The organism is Kitasatospora dryopteridis, assembly GCF_050749075.1.
Lineage (GTDB): Bacteria > Actinomycetota > Actinomycetes > Streptomycetales > Streptomycetaceae > Kitasatospora.
This window is the reverse complement of sequence record NZ_CP192749.1, coordinates 152,829-167,555: the sequence shown is the minus strand read 5'-3', so window position 1 is coordinate 167,555 and position 14,727 is coordinate 152,829. Positions and strand designations below refer to the sequence as shown.

The 14,727-nt window shown below is 70.5% G+C and carries 12 protein-coding genes; 5 read left to right on the top strand and 7 right to left on the bottom strand.

What is annotated here, in order from left to right; all coding sequences use genetic code 11:
* Positions 1–7: 7 nt before the first annotated feature.
* Positions 8–1,561, bottom strand: a complete 1,554-nt coding sequence (locus ACQ614_RS00685) for an alpha-L-arabinofuranosidase B (RefSeq protein WP_431676076.1) — start codon at positions 1,559–1,561, stop codon at positions 8–10.
* A 232-nt stretch (positions 1,562–1,793) separates the two neighbouring features.
* Between ACQ614_RS00685 and ACQ614_RS00680 the strand changes: the two genes are divergently transcribed.
* Both ACQ614_RS00680 and ACQ614_RS00675 read left to right on the top strand, forming a co-directional pair.
* On the top strand, positions 1,794–2,747 hold the full coding sequence (locus ACQ614_RS00680) for a hypothetical protein (protein ID WP_431676074.1): 954 nt from the start codon (positions 1,794–1,796) through the stop codon (positions 2,745–2,747).
* Positions 2,748–3,456: 709 nt separating this feature from the next.
* Positions 3,457–4,101, top strand: a complete 645-nt coding sequence (locus ACQ614_RS00675) for a hypothetical protein (protein ID WP_431676073.1) — start codon at positions 3,457–3,459, stop codon at positions 4,099–4,101.
* Positions 4,102–4,417: 316 nt separating this feature from the next.
* Here ACQ614_RS00675 and ACQ614_RS00670 read toward each other — a convergent pair whose 3' ends face one another.
* Both ACQ614_RS00670 and ACQ614_RS00665 read right to left on the bottom strand, forming a co-directional pair.
* The gene (locus tag ACQ614_RS00670; RefSeq protein ID WP_431676071.1) at positions 4,418–5,227 is read right to left on the bottom strand and encodes a leucine-rich repeat domain-containing protein; all 810 of its coding nucleotides are present in this window, start codon (positions 5,225–5,227) and stop codon (positions 4,418–4,420) included.
* A gap of 235 nt (positions 5,228–5,462) precedes the next feature.
* Positions 5,463–6,701 (bottom strand): IS256 family transposase, encoded by a 1,239-nt coding sequence (locus ACQ614_RS00665; RefSeq protein ID WP_431676069.1) that lies wholly within the window; start codon positions 6,699–6,701, stop codon positions 5,463–5,465.
* 1 nt (position 6,702) lies between these two features.
* Here ACQ614_RS00665 and ACQ614_RS00660 point away from each other — a divergent pair, with 1 nt between their 5' ends.
* Positions 6,703–7,389: a helix-turn-helix domain-containing protein gene (locus tag ACQ614_RS00660; RefSeq protein WP_431676068.1), complete on the top strand. Its 687-nt coding sequence runs from the start codon at positions 6,703–6,705 to the stop codon at positions 7,387–7,389.
* Positions 7,390–7,485: 96 nt separating this feature from the next.
* Positions 7,486–8,229 (top strand): SAM-dependent methyltransferase, encoded by a 744-nt coding sequence (locus tag ACQ614_RS00655; protein ID WP_431676067.1) that lies wholly within the window; start codon positions 7,486–7,488, stop codon positions 8,227–8,229.
* A gap of 644 nt (positions 8,230–8,873) precedes the next feature.
* On the opposite strand, the gene ACQ614_RS00650 is transcribed toward ACQ614_RS00655, so the two are convergent.
* Positions 8,874–9,467 (bottom strand): TetR/AcrR family transcriptional regulator, encoded by a 594-nt coding sequence (locus ACQ614_RS00650; RefSeq protein WP_431676066.1) that lies wholly within the window; start codon positions 9,465–9,467, stop codon positions 8,874–8,876.
* A 162-nt stretch (positions 9,468–9,629) separates the two neighbouring features.
* Here ACQ614_RS00650 and ACQ614_RS00645 point away from each other — a divergent pair, with 162 nt between their 5' ends.
* Positions 9,630–10,577, top strand: coding sequence for an alpha/beta hydrolase family protein (locus ACQ614_RS00645; protein ID WP_431676064.1), 948 nt, complete (start codon positions 9,630–9,632; stop codon positions 10,575–10,577).
* Between the two features lie 557 nt (positions 10,578–11,134).
* On the opposite strand, the gene ACQ614_RS00640 is transcribed toward ACQ614_RS00645, so the two are convergent.
* From ACQ614_RS00640 to ACQ614_RS00630, 3 genes are all read right to left on the bottom strand, one after another.
* Complete coding sequence (locus tag ACQ614_RS00640) at positions 11,135–11,554, bottom strand: hypothetical protein (protein WP_431676063.1); 420 nt, start codon at positions 11,552–11,554, stop codon at positions 11,135–11,137.
* Positions 11,555–11,891: 337 nt separating this feature from the next.
* Positions 11,892–12,176, bottom strand: coding sequence for a hypothetical protein (locus ACQ614_RS00635; RefSeq protein WP_431676061.1), 285 nt, complete (start codon positions 12,174–12,176; stop codon positions 11,892–11,894).
* Positions 12,173–14,713 (bottom strand): Hsp70 family protein, encoded by a 2,541-nt coding sequence (locus ACQ614_RS00630; protein ID WP_431676060.1) that lies wholly within the window; start codon positions 14,711–14,713, stop codon positions 12,173–12,175. Before ACQ614_RS00630 ends, ACQ614_RS00635 begins: the two co-directional genes overlap by 4 nt.
* Positions 14,714–14,727: the final 14 nt, after the last annotated feature.

Below are 14,727 nucleotides of genomic sequence, written 5' to 3'. Positions count from 1 at the left end.
CCGCTCGTCAGCCCCAGGGGGAGACGGCGAGCCAGCTGGAGTCCTGGGTCCATGACGACGGGTCGTCCCAGGTATTGGCGCCGCCGTTGCTCGCGATGTAGCCGACGAGGCGGTAGTGGCGGAGATACTTGGCCGGGTAGTTGAGGGACTGAAGGGAGTAGCCCGTGCCGCTGTTTCCCGGCTTGGCGCAGAAGGTGGCGTCCGCGGCGAACTGGCCGGTGCCGGCGGCGGGCTGGAGGTGGAGCTGGAAGGCGTAGTGCCTGAGGTAACTACCAGGGGTGTTGGCCGACTCGAAGGAGACACAGGTGCTGTTGGCCAGGCCGGTGCGGACGATCCAGGTGGCGTTGCCCTTGTCGAGGGCGGAACTGCCAGGGGTCACCGGCGCGATCCCCACCTTGTTGTCGCCCGTGTCGTGCCGCAGGTAGTCGCCGGTGCAGCAGGAGGTGGTGGCCCGCAGCGACACCTTCGCGCCCGGGACGAAGGGGTTCGTGGTGTCGGTGCTGTAGCCGGCCGCGGCGATGTTGGCCTGGACTGCGGCGTCGGTGGCGTCGGAGGGGTAGCCCTTGACCATCGCGCCCTCGTAGAAGGTGCCGGCGCTCGCGTTGCGGTTGGTCTGGCAGCAGTCGCCGCCGCTGCCGAGGATGACAGCGCCCTGCTTGTGCATCGGGTTCCATCCGCTGGGCAGCGTGCCGCTGTAGAGCTGGGTCAGGCTCCCGGACTGGGCGTTGGCGCCCTTGAGCGCCATCTGGGTGGTGCCGTTGTTCTTGAGCATCGCGGTGACGAAGCGGCTGGTCTGGGAGACCTGGTTGGGGTTCCACGTCTTGCTGCCGCCGGAGAACAGGCCGTTCTCCAGGTCCGCCTGCACCCACGGCCCGGTGCCGCTGCAACCGCCGAACCAGCATTCGGTGCCGAAGTTGATCGCGTCCATGGCGCCGTTGCCGTCGGCCTTGTGGTCGATCTCCGTGTTGCCGTAGTCGAAGCAGCAGCCGTTGTTGACGTGGGTGCCGCTGGTGACCATGTACTCGCCCTCGGGCGACGTGCCGGTGGGCACGCCCCCGGCAGAGCTGTAGGCGAAGTAGCTGTTGCCGGGCTTGATGTAGAGCGCGTAGGCCTTCTGGCCGTTCACGGTGACCGCTTCGGTGGTCGCGGTGGCCGCCGTGTCGGCGCCGCCGGTCCCGCCGGGTCCTTGGTAGACCAGGGTGTTGCCGCCGCCTGTCTGGTCGTAGAGGCGGGTGATGCTGCACTCGGCGCCCGCGCAGAAGGAGTCCTGCGCGGCGGCGTCGGCGACGCCGCCGGCGGACAGGACCCCGATGTTCTGCAACATGCCGTCGGAGGCCCGCCGCACCTGGTACAGCGGGCCGCTGTAGGAGGCGAAGAGCGCACGGGTGGTGCTGTGGGCCGCGACGCACGGTGTTCCGCCCGCCGCGTAGATGTCGCACGGGCCCTCGGTGGCGGCCCGGGCGGTACCCGCTCCGGTGAGCAGACCGACGACGAGCACGGCCGTCGTTCCGGCCGCCGTCAGCGCCCGCCGGGCGTGGCTCGGCCACGATCGCATGGTCATGAACGAACTCCTTCGCGGGTGGGGAAGGAAGAAGGCGCGGCCAAATTGTTAGCGTTAACAATTTTGCTGGGGAAGGGGTGCACTGCAAGACAGGTCGGACACCCTGGTGGTGCTGCGCCGACCATCACTATGGCTACACGTTGATGTACCGTCAAGGCATTGGACTGTTAACGCGCACATAAGCCAGGGCAGTTCGCTCCGCCGGCCCGATGATCGTCATGGAGCCCTGACGGTGTGGCACGACGAGGACGGCGACGTGATGTACGGCGACACCTACTGGTCGCCGACACCGGAGGAGCCGCTCATCTCGGTGACGATCGACGAGTGGCAGGACGTCTGGGGTAACTACGCCGAGGCCCTCGACTACGCGGTGCGGATCGCGATCCTCGGCCGCAAGGTCGGCATCAGGCTCCGTCTGGTCACCCACCTGCCCACTCTCGACTCCCTCGGCACGCCGAAGCTCCGCCAGCCGCTCACCGCGGGCAACAACGTGGCGTTCCGCACCACCGAGCGCTCCGCCGGGTACGTCATCAACCTGCCTGCCGACCCGAACGACATCCCGTCCACGTGGCCGGACGAGCCTGGCGTGCCGACGTCCGGCATGGGCTACCTCAAGGGCGTCGAGGAGCGCGCGGCGATGTTCCGGGGCTGGGCGCCGGAGCGGGCCGGGATCGCCACCCGCTGGGCCAAGCGCGGCACCCCCGCCGTCATCTCGCAGGAGGCCGCCGAGCACATCGGCCCCGTCTACACCGAGTGGCGCGAGCGACTCGCGGCCCGCCGCCGAGGCGAGATGCCGCCGGTGCCCGGCGTCACCGACGACGCCGACACCACCACCGAGGCTACCGAGGCCGCCCCGGCCACGGGCAGGCCGCAGAAGAAGGGCAGCGGCACGGTCGTCCCGGCGCAGGTGTCCTTCGGCAAGGTCCGGGTCCAAGCCGGGCCGGGTTTCGAGCAGCAGCTCACCACCACCGCCACCGCGGGCGGCACCCCGGCCCGAGGCGACAAGAAGCGGTCGATCCTCGCGTTCCTCGAGACCGAGGGTCAGGCCACCACCGGCATCATCGCCGCCCGGCTCGGCATGCCGCTGTCCACCGTCTCCTCCACCCTCAAGCGCGCCGCCGACAAGGGCGAGGTCGTCGACCTCGGCCACGGCGCCTGGGCCTCCCTCACTGCCGTCGCTGCCTGAACCGCCGTCACCACCACCGTGCCCGCCGCCCCGCACACCCGGGGCGGCGGGCACACCCATCCCTTCCGCATCAGAAAGAAGGCACCCGTGACCACCCACCTGATCGTCGGCCGCCCCGGCTCCGGCAAGACCCAGACCCTCGAGCAGCTCATCGCCGCCGAGAAACTCGCCGCCGGCAACGCCGTCACCGTCTGGGGCATCGAGCCGACCGGCCCCGGCCGCCTCACCGGCACGGACCGCACCGTCGGCGCCGACCAGGCCGCCGACCTGCTCACCGACGCGCTCACCGTCGCCGCCGAACGCACCGCCCGCGGCCGCGACCACGAGCCCACCACAGCCGAGCCGCGCATCACCATCGTCATCGACGGCGCCGAGCCCGTCCTGCGGAGCCCCGCGACGGCCCGACCTCTTGATCCGCCTGGCCGCCACCGGCCGCACCGCCGCCGTCCAGACCATCGTCGCGGTCTCCGACATGACCCTCACCACCTGGGCCCGCCGGCCTGCGCCGCCACTACACCGCCGGACAGGTCACCAACTGCGACCGCCACCCCCGCACCGAGAACTGACCAGGCCTCACACACCCAGCTCCCGGCCTCTCCCAGGGCCGCCGGACCTGCCCCGCCACCGGGTGGGCCCGGCGGCCCAGAAGGCGCCCGGCGCCCTGCAGAACCCCGTTCCCGCCCGCCCTGCCATCCCGAAGGAGGCTGCCGTGAGCAGCATCGACCACACCCCCGCCACGGCCGCCGACCACGCGGCCGACCCGCAGATCAGCCTCCTGGAAACCGGCTACACCCCCGTCATCCTCGACGGCCGGCTCGTCGCCGTCCCGCTGCGCCCGACCGCCGCAACGGAGGCCTTCGTCCCGGCGATCGTTGACGGCCAGGTCGCCGCCGTTCCCGTGCACAACCCGCTCACCACGGCCGTGCCACCGCAGGCCGAGTCCGCCACCGGGGCGCAGCCGACCGGCCCGGCGCAGCCTGTCGCCGATCCGGGTCTGCCGCTGGCGGTGCGGCAGTACGTCCTCTACGGCTCCGTCGCCTCGCTGGCGGCGAGCGGTGCGGTGTGGATGCTCGGCGCGGCCGTGGGCGAGGTCGCCCCGCACGCCGACGACCTCGGCCACGTCCTCAAGTGGGCCGCGATCCTCGTCGGCCTGGTCGTCCTCGGCGTCTGTGGCCTGCTCGGCAAGCTCCGCTCCGTCGCCGCCGGTACCGGGGCCGGGGCGGGCGCGACCGCCAGCGGCGACGGCGCGTCCGCGACCGGCACCGTCCTGGCCCTGGTCCACCGCACCCACCAGACCAACATCGGCCGTCAGACCGCCGGATGGCGCGGCTCCATCACCAACAACAACGGCTGACCGGTCCACCGCTCTCGCCCCCGGCCCGATCCGCCCGCCCCGCCGAACGCCGGCCGGGCGGGCGGGCCGCATCCGGGGACGGGACCGGCCGACCGGCCGACCCGACACAGACAGGAGACCTCGTCCCGTGCGCGCACCCGACCTGGACCCCACCGGCGAGCACCACGGCGGCCTGCCGACCTGGCCCTGGCGCTGGTCCCCCGACTCTTCGGGATCAGCGAGGTCACCGCAGTGAGATACGTCCGTGCCGCCCACCCCGAGCGCACCGGGAAGCCGTTGCGCTGAGCAGCGACCCGGTGTTGCCGCGGTCAGGTGGTCAGTCCCAGTCGGACGCTGGCTGGTCGACGTTGCCGCCCGTGTGCGGGAACTGCACGTAGCCCTCGGCTCCTTGGGGAAGGGCGTCTACGCAGGTCGCCGAACAGGCGTTGACCAGGAGGGGCAGGACATCGGTGGCTACTCTCCGAGAGATCCACACTTGGTGGAGGCCATGCTGCTTGATCGACCGGTCGCAGACGCTGCAACTGCGGATGGCCGCTGTCCCCCAGCGGCCGGCATCGAGCGCCGTCAGGTCAAGGTCCGCGGCAGAGTCCTGAGGCGGCTGGAGACGGGGGAAGGGGGGACGGAGCTTGTAGTTCCCGAACAGCGCGCGTGTGCTCACTGTGCTTCGGGCCAGCTTGGAGCACCTGGTGATCTCGTAGGGGAACCAGTGCAGCCGGTATGAGGTGTACGGGGTGAACTCCTCCAGGCTGGTCATCGCCCCGATCTCGGGCGGGATCCGGACCAGGTTGCTGCCGTAGAGCACGAAACGCTTGACCGCGGTCAGCTTGGCGATGCTCGGTGGCAAGGTCACGATCTGCCGCCGTTCTACTGGGCTGAGCCCAACCAGGGGACGGAACTCCTCCCGTCCGTTGGCCGCGGCCTCGTCAACCAGCTCCAGCAGTCGCTGCCACCCAGGGGCCGAAGTGTCCTGAGACTCGGCGTGGAACCCGACGCGCGCTCGCGAATGCGGCCTGGCCTGGTCGAAGCATTTGCACTCATCCCGATAGGACTGGCCACCAACCGACGCCGGATCCGATGTGTCGCCCCACCGGTTCACAAAGAGTCTCGGTTCTCCCTCATTCGCCATGGGGCCAAGATACGGATCTTCATCGGAGCGACCTAATGTCTTGCGCCGCAAATCACGAGGGTAAGTTGCCACCCTTTTCGGGTGTCACATCCTGGGCCTTCTGCCGTGTCGATCACGTTGTCCGAGGACGAGCGTGCCGAGTTGGTGCGTCGGGCGGCGGCGTGGGACCGGAGAGCTGCCGGGTCACGTCCGCCGGAGTGGTGTATCGACGGCCACTCGGTGATCCGGTTTCAGGCTAGGCGGTAAGGGCTGTCGTGATGGTCTCGTCGGGGGTTTCTCCCTCGATCGGGTGGAGGCGGCAGCGGCCGAGGATCTCGGATCCGATGTAGCGGCGCTGTTCGGCCCATTCGTCGCTCTGCTCGGCCAGGACCGCGCCGATCAGGCGGACGATGGCGGCGCGGTCGGGGAAGATCCCGACGACGTCGGTGCGGCGCCGGATCTCCTTGTTCAGGCGCTCCTGCGGGTTGTTCGACCAGATCGACTTCCAGACCGTTCGGGGGAAGGCGGCGAAGGCGAGCAGGTCCTCGCGGGCGCTCTCCAAGTGCTCTGCGGCTTTGGGGAATCGCTCGTCGAGGGCTGCGATGACGGTGGCCATCTGCTGGCGCACGGCCTTCGCGTCGGGCTGTTCGAAGACGGTCCGCAGCAGGGTGGCGACCCAGGGCTGGGCGGACTTCGGAACCTGCGAGAGCAGGCTCCTGGCGTAATGCGTTCGACAGCGCTGCCAGGACGCGCCGGGCAGGGTGGCGCCGATCGCGTTGACGAGACCGGCGTGGGCGTCGGAGACCACCAGCTTGACCCCGCTCAGGCCGCGGGCGACCAGGGATCGGAGGAAGGCGAGCCAGCCGGCGCCGTCCTCGCTGGAGGCGACGTCCAGGCCCAGCACCTCGCGCTGGCCCTCGTTGTTGACGCCGACCGCGACCAGGCAGTGGACGTTGACGACCCTCCCGCCCTCGCGGACCTTCTGGGTCAGGGCGTCGACCCAGACGAACGTGTAGGGGCCCTGGTCGAGCGGGCGGCCTCGGAACTCGGCCACCCGCTCGTCCAAATGCTTTGCCATGTCGCTCACTTGTGACTTCGACAGCTGGGTGACGCCCATGGTCTCGGCGAGCTTCTCCACCCGCCGCGTCGAGACGCCGAGCAGGTAGCAGGTCGCGACCACGCTGATCAGCGCCTGCTCGGCCCGGCGCCGGCGCTCCAGCAGCCAGCTGGGGAAGTACGAGCCCGAGCGGACACGCGGGATCGCCAGATCGATGGTGCCGACTCGGGTGTCCCAGTCCCGATGCCGGTAGCCGTTGCGGGAGTTGACGCGCTCCTCGCTCGGCCGTCCGTACTCGCCGCCGCAGGCGCGGTCGACGTCGGCGGACATCATCGCCTCGGCGAACGTCTTCACCATCGCCCGCAACAGATCGGGACTCGCCGAGGCGAGGTTCTCCTCCAGCAGGGCGGCGAAGGGCACACTGTCAGGTGCGGTCATCGTGCTGTTCTCCTTCAAGAGCTTGGTCGTTCTCGAAGGATCAGCCGGTGGCCGTCTTACGTTCTCAGGCGACACCCGCTACCGGGACGAAACCCCCGGAACGGGTGGAACCCGTACACCACTTCCCTGGACGCAACCAGCTGCCGAGCGGGCCCGGATCATCCTGGCGTGTGCTGACGGCATGTCGAATGCCGCTGTTGCAGGCCATGTCGGTGTCCAGGCCAAGACGGTGGGCAAGTGGCGTCGCAAGTTCGCGGCCGAGGGGCTGGCCGGCCTGCAGGACGCGGGCCGGACCGGCCGGCCGAAGGCCGATCTGGTTCTGAGCCGAGTATGGAGGCGTACGGTACGAGATCACCAAGGAGCGGTGGAAGCAGCAGTAGTCACGGTGCGAACGACCGTTCTGCATCCACGCCCACTGGAATCGGTAGGTGGACGGCAGGAGTCGTACCAGGGTGAACCCGGGTCCCGCCACGGACTGTTGGGTACCGTCAGCGGCACCCCATCATGGGCGATCGACTGGGCCGACAGCAGTAGCGGCGGCGCCGGCACGGCGGCCCTACCCTGGCGGCAGTCTCGCTCTGCAACCAAGACACCCGGACCGGTCTCGCCACAATCGTGCTCCGGGGTCAACCCCCGAAGTTGTTCGAGCATTGACCACTACCGTAACGGCCTGCCCCGCGATGAGTAATTGTCAAGACCTGTGGACGGCAGTTGCCTCGCAAGGCTTCAGCACGTGAGCGAAAACGAGGTGCGCGCAATCTCTGTTGGTTGACAAGCTGTGCTGGTGAACCGTGAAGAGATGTCCCAGATCGCTCATGCTGAGCACCCGATCAAGTCTCCGCTCGACGACGACTCGGTCGGTCGGCTGCTGGAACGTGGGCTCCCGAGGGGCGACGAGCGTGTGCTCGACCTCGGGTGCGGCGGAGGGGAATGGCTCCTGCGTGCCCTGGCCACACGACCGCACCTGCACGCCGAGGGCGTGGACATCTCCGAGGATGCCCTGGCCCAGGCCGCCGCCTCCGCGATCGACCTCGGCGTCCAGGAGCGTCTCGTCCTTCATCACCAGAAGGCCGAAGACTTCGTATCCGCGGAGCCGTTCGACGTGGTCCTCAGCTTCGGAGCCACGCATGCCTTCGGTGGCCTGCTCCCCACCCTCGCCGCGGCCCGCAGGCACCTGGCTCCCGGCGGCCGTGTCCTTCTCGGTGAGGGATTCTGGGAGCGCCCCCCGGCGCAGGAGGCCATCGAGATGCTCGGGAACTTCACCGACCTGGCAACCACCGTGGAACGTGTCGTCGCCGACGGATGGACTCCTGTCGATGGGCACGTCAGTACACGTCGTGAGTTGGACGACTACGAGTGGGCCTGCTGGGGTTCGCTGGCTGCCTGGGCCCTGGACCACCCTGCCGATCCGGACAGCTCGCACGTGCTCGAGACAGCCACGACCCGTCGCCGGGAATGGCTGAGCGTCTACCGGGACACCTGGGGCTTCGTCTCCCTGGTGCTACGCCAGATGCCCGTCCGCGCCTGAACCAACCTTCTGCCCGCACCGGCCGGCCTTGCACGACACCCGACAGCGTCAGCGCCGACAAGGGCTACAGCAACCGTCGCACCCGCGCCTACCCGCGTGGACACGGGACGGTGTGGACGGTCACGCAGCTTCCCCGGTGGCAGCACCAGGCCGTCCGGCTCGTCGTTCGCGCCGAGCATCGTCGGCAGCTGCTCCAGCAGCCAGTCCGCACCCGGTTCCCCCGCCGTTGCGGCGATGGCACCGTCGGTCGGCCGCGCCCGATCCGCAGCGCCCCCAGCCCTCCCGGGGTGCGCGAGGCCCGCCAGACCGTCCCGCCTCCCGCGGCGCGGCGACGCGATGACCGCAGCCGGATCGAGCGCGTGCGGCGGGCACCAGATCCGCGCTCGTGCGCTGTTCACTGCTCTCACCGCCGTGCCCGTGCTGTCCGCTGCCTCCGCAGTCCGGCGGCACCGGCGCACCCAACGCGACCGGCCTGACGGTGGCCGCCGTCCCGTTCCATCACCGGTCGGAAGGAACTCGGAGGCGCGGAAGCGTGGCCGGCCACCTGGAGGGGCGCGTGCCGCAGGACACGCGTGGCTGCCCTGTGTCATCGAAGCTTGATCGGCATGCTGGTGGCCGCGCCCGGCGAGCGGTTGCCGCCGGCGTCACGCCGACCGAGGGTGCTGCAGTCCGTCCAGGAGCAGTTCGATCAGGCGCCGGGGGTCGTACTGCGGGTCGCCGCCTCCGATGCACAGGTTGCCGATGCCGCGCATCAGTTCGTAGGGCCGGATGCCCGCCCTGATCTCACCTGCCTCGACCGAGGCGTCGAGCAACTGTGCGCAGACCGGCAGCAGGCGGTCGAGGAAGTAGCCGTGCAGCGCGGCGAAGCCGCTGCTGTCCGACTGCATCGCGTCGGCCAGCCCGTGCTTGGTGACCAGGAAGTCGACGAAGAGGTCGATCCACTGGCGCAGTGCGGCGAACGGGGAGTCGGCGCCGGCCAGCAGATTCGGGCCCGCCTCCGCGCACTCCTCGATCTGGTGGCGGTAGACGGCCGTGATGAGATCGGCCCGGGTCGGGAAGTGCCGGTAGATCGTTCCCGTCCCGACACCCGCCTTGGCCGCGATCTGGCGGATCGGCGCGTCGACGCCGGAGGTCACGAACACCTCGGCTGCGGCGGCGAGCAGCACCTGCTGATTGCGCAGCGCATCGGACCGCTTGCTCCGGGTCGACACCTTCCCCGTGAGGCTCTCGCTGGACACGACTCTCCTCCGGTACCTGTTGACAAAGCGGAACAACGTTCCGGATAGTAAATGGGACAGTGTTCCGCTTCAGGTTAGCCGAAGCGGGACGCCCCCGACCATTGCCTGCCGCCGGCCCGGCCGGGGCCGGCCGCGGCACCCACTGCAGAAGGAGAACCGCTCATGAGCGCATCCATCCACACCGCACCTGCCCCCGTCCTGTCGTACAGCCCGGTGGTCCTGCCCGTGCCCGGACGGCCGGTGGACCTCCAGGTGCGCGTCTCCGCACCCGGGACCGGAAGCGGCCTTCCCGTCATCCTGCTGTCCCACGGCCACGGCCCCTCGAACAACCTGTCCTCGCTGAACGGCTACGCGCCGCTCGCCAACTCCTGGGCCGCACACGGATTCGTCGTCATCCAGCCCACCCACCTCACCTCTCGAACGCTGAGTCACCTGGTCGCCGACGCCCCCGGCGCACCGGACTTCTGGCGCTCCCGCGCCGAGGACATGACCCACATCCTCGACCGGCTCGACGTGGTCGAGCGCACCGTGCCGCAGCTCGCGGGACGGATCGACCGGACCAAGGTCGCCCTCGCCGGACACTCGCTCGGCGGCTTCACCGCCGCCCTCCTGCTGGGCGCCGGACTCAACGACCCCGACACCGGGAACGTGGTGCACCTGGTCGAGCCACGGATCAAGGCGGGCGTGCTGCTCGCCGCGCCCGGCAGGGGTGGTGACGCCTTCAACGGGCCCATGGCCGAGCAGTGGCCGATCATCGGGGCCGTCGACTTCTCCACCATGACCGCTCCCGCGCTGGTCGTCGCAGGCGACAAGGACGACCCCCGGCACTTCACCGACATGGGGCCGGACTGGCACGCCGACCCCTACACTCTTGCCCCCGGCCCCAAGTCCCTTCTCACCCTGTTCGACGCGGAGCACGGACTCGGCGGTATCGCCGGATACGACGCCGCCGAGACCACCGACGAGAACCCCGAACGGGTCGCCGCCGTCGGGCGACTCACCGCCGCCTACCTCCACAGCCGGCTCCACCGCGGCAACACGGCCTGGCAGACCGCATGTGAGGCGCTGTCAACCGACCCCGACCCGGTCGGACGAGTCGAAGCCAAGTAGACCCTCCAGGCACACGGCATCGAAGGGTCACACCGAACGGCGGTCGACCGCTTCGGCACGCATGAACAAGCATGAATGCGTAGGCATCGAACTCTGCCGCTCCCCGGCGCCGACACCCGGCGCTCGGCAGCGGCGGGGCGGGGGAGTGGCGGGTGCGGACCCCCGCACGGGGCGGTGCGTTCGTCGACGAGTACGCGCCGATGACGTTCCGCCGAGTGGTTCAGCAGCGATCTTGAAGTAGGCCCTGGTCGGCGGCCGGTCGGCTGCCGACCGACCGGCCGGCCGCCGCCGAGACGCACGGCCGAGGGGCTGTTCTCCCGCCGCTGCCTGCACCGAAGAGGGCGGCGGTCCCGCTCCGCGAACCCGCGGCCCAAGAACCGTGCTCCGACGGAACGTCAGCACACGGCGATTCCACCACCACATGGGACGCAACCGAGTAGTACCGCTCGTCAGCCGATGTCGAGAGCGAGCACGGTGCCCACAGGGCAGCCCTCCACGAGCTCCGCGGGGCGGTATTGCATCCTGTTTCGCGCCCCGGGGGTATCCGATGCGAGCCGCTAGTCAGAAGCTGCTTCGAACCGGGCCAGTGCAGTCCAGTCCAACGGTCGTACGATCTCGGCCAACCGGCCGAAGGGGTCCTCGCCGGCCTGTTGGAACCACACCACGGACAGCTCGCTGTGGCCGGGTTCGGTCACCCCGTCGGGGCACCAGGGCGCGCTCAGCCGGGCCTGCACCCTGGCCCGTGGCAGCCAGGTGTCCACCCGCGCGGCGGCATCGGCCCGGATGCCGTCCAGGTCATGGACATACATACCCTGCGTACCTGTGAGCTGCTTCTCCAACTGCATGATCCTGAACCGACGATGCAGGTACGGTGTGCCCTCGATCATCCCTTCGAGGTCGTCCCACATGTGCAGCCGGCGCAACTCGGCGTGGATCTCGCCCACCTGAAACGTACGCAGCTCAAGATTCCCCGTCACAGCGCGCAGCCTAACGACGGCGCCAGCTGCCGGCGAACGCAATTCGCTTGGTGGCCGTGGGTGGACTGTCGTCGGGCGCTTCGTGCGCGGCAAGGTCTATCCGGATCCGGCCACCACTGCGTGGCTCGAATCCGCGCGGCAGACCGTGCCGCATGCTGCTTTCGACGAGGAGCAGCGCGACCGGGCGCTCGGGATCGTCTTGGACGGTGCCGAACCAAGAGCTGAGCCCCCGGAGTTCCCGCCGGGGTCCGCCCCATGGTCGTCGTAGAAGTCCGTTCCGCGGGGGGCCCCGCACCGTCAGTCGGTGCGGGGCCTCGGCGTTCGTCCCCGGATCTGCTCAGCCGCCCGCCGCGCCGACCCGGGCGGTGACCTCGGCGAGGAGGTCCAGGGCCGGGCGCAGGCCGGGCTCCTGCGCCACCGCGCGGTGCAGCAGCACCAGGGCGGCCGTGTCCTCCCCGGCGCGAACGCGTTCCAGCGCCTCGTTGTAGTCGATCCGTCCCGCGTACCGCAGCCGGACCAGCGCCGCGAGGTCCTCCCGGCAGGACGGGCAGCGCAGGCTCTCCGCGTCCGCGGGCACCGCGCACTGCGGGCACGGCACCTCGATCGGCGGTACGGCCGTCATCGGGGATCGACCTCCTCCGGGCGGACCGGCCCGACCTGCTCCGGCACGCTGTCGTTGCCCATCTCGCGCTGCGCCTGCGCGTACAGGCCCAGCAGTGCCGAGTTGTGGCGGTTCGCCGCCTCCATGTTGGCCGACTCCACGGCGGAGTCCAGCCCGCGCAGTTCCGCCAGGATCCGCTGGCCCAGCGCCGGCGAGACCATGTTCTGGTTGACGTAGATGTTGCACATCGTCAGCATCCGGAAGGTGTGGCCCAGCGAGTCGCACAGTTCGTCCGCGGCGGCGGCCGCCGCCATCGCACCCTCCCAGTCCGCGGCTTCGCGCCGCTGCCGCAGCTCGGCCGCCACCATCTGCAGTCGGGCCAGGTCGCCCTTGTCCAGGTGCTTCTCGCAGTACAGGATGAACAGGCCCAGGTACGCCTCGGTGCTGCGCACCCAGCGCTGCGCGTTCAGCAGGAACTGCGCCCGCTCCAGCGCCGCGTCCACCGACTCCCCGCCCGTCCGGCCGCCGGCCATGTCGTCGAGGGTCTCCATCAGCCGCTGGGTCTCGCGCAGCTCGGCCTCGGTCAGCTCGTTCGCCCAGCGGTCGGTGAAGCTCTCGATCTGCCGCTGCTGCTCTTCGACCTGCACCTTGAGTTCCGGGTCGAGCGAGGCCCGGCCGAGCTTGACCGTCCGCTGCTCGCCGCCCTGGATCCGCACCGACAAGGTGATCGTGCGGTCCTGGTCGAGGCCGAACGACACCTCGACCGGGATCCTGCCGCCGAGCCCGGCGGGCAGCCGCAGGGTGAGGTGACCCATCAGCTCGTTCTGCTGGGCGATCGGCTGCTCGCCCTCGTACACGGCCACCTCGAGGCGCTGCTGTCCGCCGCCGGAGACGACGAACTCCCGGCTGACCGGGGTGCTCGTGGGGTAGCCGGTGCCCTTCGGGATGATCACCGCCAGGCGGCCGTCGTTGAGTTCGATGCCCAGGTCCTTCGGCGTGATGTCGAAGGGGTTGGTCACCTGCATCAGCTGGCCGCACGACGGGCAGATCTCGGTGCCGGGCGGGTTCACCGCCGTGCAGCCGCCGCAACGCAGGCCGATGTCCTGCACGGCCGTGGCCGCCGTGCCGCCCTCGGCGCCGGCCAGCGCCTCCCCGCACAGGCTGCAGGCGGTGGCCCCGGCCGCCGCCGGGGTGCCGCAGCGCGCGCAGTCGCGGGTCTGGGTGACGGCCGCCGCGACGGGCTCGGCCGCCTCGGCCTCCAACTGCTGCCCGCACTTGGGGCAGGCGTCGGCCGTGGCGTCCACCGGCAGGTGACACCCGGTGCAGGTCACCCGGGCGCCGCCCAGCAGCGAGGTCGAGCACTGTGCGCACGAGGCCGCGGACAGCTCGGCAGGCGTCCGGCACTCCGGGCACTCCACCTCGGCCACCAGGGCCGACTGCACCGCCGCGCCCAGCGCCACGCACTGCATCGGGTTGACGCCGCGCCGGATCCGCTTGGGTCCGAAGACCTCGCCCAACCGCCGCGCCACCAGCGGGATCGACGTCGAGCCGCCGACCAGCAGCACCTCGTCGATGTCCCCGACGGTCAGGTTGGCCTGCATGATCGCCTTGTGGGTCAGCTCGATGGTCCGCTCGATCCGGGCCTCGATCAGCTCCTCGAGCCGGGGCCGCTCGAACACCGTCTCCAGCACCAGCTGGCCCGCCCCGAGGCCTGCCAGGACGACGTCCGACGCCTCCTGGTTGGACAGCTCGATCTTGACCACCTCGGCGGCCGAGGCGATCCGCGGCCGGTCCCGCCGGTCCGGCTGGTAGTCCGAGCCGTACTCGTCCCGGATGTCCTCCAGCAGCGCCGTCGTGATGGCGCGGTCGAAGTCGTCCCCGCCGAGCAGGTTGTCGCCCTCGATGCCGAGCACCGACACCGAGCCGGGCACCAGCAGCAGGATCGAGATGTCGAAGGTGCCGCCGCCCAGGTCGTAGACCAGGACGGTCCGCCCCTCGTCGCCGGCCTCGGCCGTCATCCCGTAGGCGAGGGCGGCGGCGGTCGGCTCGTTGATCACCCGCAGCACGTGCAGACCCGCCATCCGGCCGGCCTCCCGGGTCGCCGCGACCTGGCGCTCGCCGAAGTACGCGGGCACCGTGATGACGGCCCGGTGCAGCGGCTCGCCGAGGCGCTGTTCGGCGTCCTCCTTGAGCCGGTGCAGGATGATCGCGGAGATCTCGATCGGCGTGTACGAGCGGCCGTCGAACCAGACGTTCACGTCGCCGTCGGTGCCCGCGGTCACCTTGTAGTCGACCTCGTAGAGTGCCGCCTGCACCTGCGGGTCACGGAACTTGCGGCCCATGAAGCGCTTGACCGACCGGATCACGTTCTCACCGTCGAGGGCGAGCCGGCTCCGCGCGGTCGACCCGACCAGCAGCTCCCCCCGCCGGCCCCGGCCGACCACCGAGGGCGTGCCCTCCTGGTTCTGCCGGTTGAAGACGATCTCCGGCTCGCCCCGGCGCAGCTGGGCCACCACGGAGTTGGTGGTGCCCAGGTCGATACCGAGAGTGCGGTACATGTCGTTCCCCTCTT

Excerpts from the sequence above, each read along its gene's own strand:
- ACQ614_RS00635 (WP_431676061.1), bottom strand. The coding sequence starts at position 12,176 with ATGACGGCCGTACCGCCGATCGAGGTGCCGTGCCCGCAGTGCGCGGTG.
- ACQ614_RS00630 (WP_431676060.1), bottom strand. The coding sequence starts at position 14,713 with ATGTACCGCACTCTCGGTATCGACCTGGGCACCACCAACTCCGTGGTG.
- ACQ614_RS00685 (WP_431676076.1), bottom strand. The coding sequence starts at position 1,561 with ATGACCATGCGATCGTGGCCGAGCCACGCCCGGCGGGCGCTGACGGCG.
- ACQ614_RS00670 (WP_431676071.1), bottom strand. The coding sequence starts at position 5,227 with ATGGCGAATGAGGGAGAACCGAGACTCTTTGTGAACCGGTGGGGCGAC.
- ACQ614_RS00645 (WP_431676064.1), top strand. The coding sequence starts at position 9,630 with ATGAGCGCATCCATCCACACCGCACCTGCCCCCGTCCTGTCGTACAGC.
- ACQ614_RS00665 (WP_431676069.1), bottom strand. The coding sequence starts at position 6,701 with ATGACCGCACCTGACAGTGTGCCCTTCGCCGCCCTGCTGGAGGAGAAC.